The sequence below is a fragment of the Pantoea stewartii subsp. stewartii genome (assembly GCF_008801695.1).
In the GTDB taxonomy this organism is placed as follows: Bacteria; Pseudomonadota; Gammaproteobacteria; order Enterobacterales; family Enterobacteriaceae; genus Pantoea; species Pantoea stewartii.
The window spans coordinates 1-451 of record NZ_VZPF01000254.1; the positions used below are offsets into that span (position 1 = coordinate 1).

The window sequence follows — 451 nt, forward strand, 5'->3', positions numbered from 1 at the left end:
CAAAGAGGTGACTCCGGTAATGAAAGCGGGCGGCATTATACACAGACGCTATGCTTTTCACTATTCGAGCTGTTGCAACTCGCCGTGCGGCGTCACCCGCCAGCGATGCTGGCAAAAATAGAGCAGCGGGTTATCCTGTTTGCTGTCGCTGTAGCCGCTATAAAGACGCAGCGGCGTACCGATTTTACGTTCCAGTTGCGCGACTTTTTCATGGCCCAGACAGCGCACGGTCAATACCCAGCCACCATACCTTCGCGCCATCTGGCTGGCGATAAGGTTAACGCGCGGCAGCCACGGCGTATCAAAATAGACTTGTTCTACCAGTGATTGAGGAGAACCGGTAATAAGCCAGATGTCCGCGTCAGAGCTCAACAGATAGGTGGTCAGACGTTCCTGAACAACCGGAAACGCCGTAACGTTAGCGCGAAACCAGCGAACAAAATCCGCCTGA

The 451-nt window shown here is 53.9% G+C and carries 1 protein-coding gene; it reads right to left on the reverse strand.

All coding sequences use genetic code 11. The features are described from left to right. Positions 1-60: 60 nt before the first annotated feature. Positions 61-451: phosphatidylglycerophosphatase C (gene yfhb / locus F7Q90_RS26055; protein ID WP_151161210.1), on the reverse strand; the 391-nt coding region annotated here is incomplete at its 5' end.